Genomic DNA, 2701 nt, shown 5'->3' on the forward strand with positions numbered 1-2701 from the left:
AACAGATTCCTCCGCACTCATCCAGTAATCGCGGTTAAAGTCTTTCATGATCTTCTCGAAAGACTGCCCGCAGTTCTCCGCCAGAATTTGTGCGCCAATCTCCTTTGTTTTCAGTATCTCCCTAGCCTGGATTTCAATATTGGATGCCTGTCCTCTGGCCCCCCCACTGGGCTGGTGGATCATGACACGGGCGTGGGGCTGAATAAACCTCCTACCCTTTTTGCCCACGGATAAAAGAATAGAACCCATGGAAGCTGCCAGGCCTGTGCATATAGTAGAAACCGGGCTTTTAAGAGATTTTATGGTGTCGTACATCGCAAATCCCGAAGTTACATAACCTCCTGGGCTATTGATATACAGCTGAATTTCTTCATTACTTTGCATATCCAGATAGAGCAGGCGATCAATAACGTGTTTGGCAGAATCATCATCTACCATCCCCCACAAAAAAACCTTGCGTTCAGACAATAACTTTTCGTCAATTAGTTCTTGTACCTTCCCTTTTTTTGATTTCATTCTTTAGTAAAATTTAGATTCAAAAGTAGTGATTTTATCGGGATAAGTAATCAATATTCCGGGTGGTTTGGGGGCACTTATGGAAAGAATTTACTCGTATCTTTGAAAAAAAAGAAGATGAAGCAAATTATACCATTACTACTCCTGCTGTTCGTGGTTTTCGCAGGATGTAAAACCGACAAAAAAACTGCAGTTGAAGAAGAAAAACCCGAGCTTACAGTACTTCAAAAGATCGCTAAGGCCAACGGATATGACAATTGGCAGGGCATCAGCACCCTCAAATTCACGTTTAACGTAGACCGGGATACCACACATTTCGAACGGAACTGGCATTGGAACATAGCTGCCAACGAAGTAACGGGCATTTCATTTCAGGATACGGTTACCTATAATCGTGCGGAGGTGGACAGTACCTCAGCTAAGGTAGACGCGGCTTTTATCAATGACAAGTACTGGATGCTGGCGCCTTATCAGCTCTTGTGGGACCAGGAAAGCTTTACCTATACCCTGGACAGTATTGCTGAGGCACCTATCAGCAAGAAACCCATGCAAAAGCTTACCATTGTTTATGGAAATGAAGGAGGGTATACCCCAGGGGATGCCTATGATTTCTTTTTCGGGGACGATTACCTGATACAGGAATGGATTTTTAGAAGAAGCAACCAGCCCGAACCTTCCCTGATCACTACCTGGGAAAACTACCAGGAGCTGGAAGGCTTAAAAATAGCTACAGTGCACAAGAACGAAGAAGGTAATTTCCAAATCTCCTTTACAGGGCTAAAGGCGGTAAGGGAATAGTGTGGTTTTAACGTTTCTTCCGGGCTTGAAGAACAAACGTGGCCAGGAAAACAAGCAGGGAACAAAGCAATAAAGTGATAAAAGTAGTATTGAGGCTAAACTTTTCTGCTATAAACCCTAAAATAACAGGGCCGACCAGGAAACCGGAATAACCTGTGCCGGCTATGAAAGCCACGCCTTGTGAGGATTCCACACCTTTTACGTTTCCACCAATTCGGAACAATTCCGGGACGATTACCGAGAATCCCAGTCCGGTTAATGCGAATCCTGTAATGGCCAGCGCCGTTTGGGTGGTGAGTACGAGCAAATACCCCAATACTGCCAGTCCGGCCCCCATGACAATAATCTTCATGGACCCGACACGGTCGCTAATAGCATCTCCTAAAAACCGGCCTAGCGTCATCATAAATTGAAAGCCAAGAAAACCAGCACCCCATATGGCCTCAGGGGCCAGGCTTACCTCTTTGAGGAACAAACCACTCCAGTCAACAATGGCTCCTTCACTACCCATGACCACAAAGGAGAATAGCCCCAAAAGGAGGAGCGGTTTAAAATTCCTGAAACCAAAAGGTTCTTTTTCTATGGGTGCTGCCAAAATATGCTTGTACTGTCGATGGAATATCAAACTCACAATCAAAACAAGCAGTATTGCCAATCCCATATGCAATACTCGGTTGTTCAATACCGGAATCAAAAAACTGCCTAAACCTGCCAAAACACCCCCCAGGCTAAAAAAGCCATGGGCTGCTGACATAAAATTTTGTTTATCCTCCTTTTCGATCTCGGTAACCAGCGTATTCATGGAAATATCCGTAAAGCCGTTGGTAGCACCAAAGAAGTACAGGGCAATGGCCAGGGAAAGGAAAGAGGGAGCCAGCATGGGCAACAGCGCCGTAGCGCATATGAGCAATACCCCAATCCAGGTGGCGCGCCCTACACCAAGTCTGTTGATGAGTCGTGATGCTATCGGGAAAATAGTAAAAACACCCAGGGATAAAAAAAAGATGGCCATTCCCAGGGCGGCCTTGTCAATTTGCAGGTCTTCCTTAACGGTGGGGATGTAGATCGCCCAGGTTCCGAAGAGGATGTTCAGACTGGCGAATACCCAGGCAGGTGCAAAATACCGCGGATTGGAAAGGATTAACCAAAGGGATTTCATAGGGCCCTACGTTATTATAACCAGCTATGGTTGGTCCTATATCCCATATTAACTGCTGTCCTATTCATTGCGCTGTATCCCCGCCTTTAGAATTTGTCCGAAATGGTACATGTCCTCATAACTGCAATACAGAGGTGCCGGCGCCAGCCTGATTACATTGGGTTCGCGCCAGTCTACAATCACACCAGCCTTCATCAGGTAATCAAATAAGGGTCGCCCTTCACCGTG

At 45.9% G+C, this 2701-nt stretch carries 4 protein-coding genes; 1 reads left to right on the plus strand and 3 read right to left on the minus strand.

Annotated features, from left to right (window positions below; translation table 11 throughout):
- Nucleotides 1-516: ClpP family protease (locus AC4E7D_RS13665; protein ID WP_490174335.1), on the minus strand; the 516-nt coding region annotated here is incomplete at its 3' end.
- Nucleotides 517-633: 117 nt separating this feature from the next.
- Between AC4E7D_RS13665 and AC4E7D_RS13670 the strand changes: the two genes are divergently transcribed.
- A complete protein-coding gene (locus AC4E7D_RS13670) occupies nt 634-1314 on the plus strand; it encodes a hypothetical protein (protein ID WP_490174336.1) in 681 nt (226 codons plus the stop codon).
- A 7-nt stretch (nt 1315-1321) separates the two neighbouring features.
- Here the strand turns inward: AC4E7D_RS13670 and AC4E7D_RS13675 are convergent, their stop codons facing one another.
- The gene (locus AC4E7D_RS13675; protein ID WP_490174337.1) at nt 1322-2473 is read right to left on the minus strand and encodes an MFS transporter; all 1152 of its coding nucleotides are present in this window, start codon (nt 2471-2473) and stop codon (nt 1322-1324) included.
- Between the two features lie 60 nt (nt 2474-2533).
- Nucleotides 2534-2701, minus strand: a 168-nt coding sequence (locus tag AC4E7D_RS13680; RefSeq protein ID WP_490174338.1) for a kynureninase/PvdN C-terminal domain-containing protein, incomplete at its 5' end; no start/stop codon positions are given.

This window comes from Lentiprolixibacter sp., assembly GCF_982873095.1.

What these genes read in the sequence shown, in the direction of transcription:
- AC4E7D_RS13670 (WP_490174336.1), top strand. Translation starts at nt 634, where the DNA reads ATGAAGCAAATTATACCATTACTACTCCTGCTGTTCGTGGTTTTCGCA.
- AC4E7D_RS13675 (WP_490174337.1), bottom strand. Translation starts at nt 2,473, where the DNA reads ATGAAATCCCTTTGGTTAATCCTTTCCAATCCGCGGTATTTTGCACCT.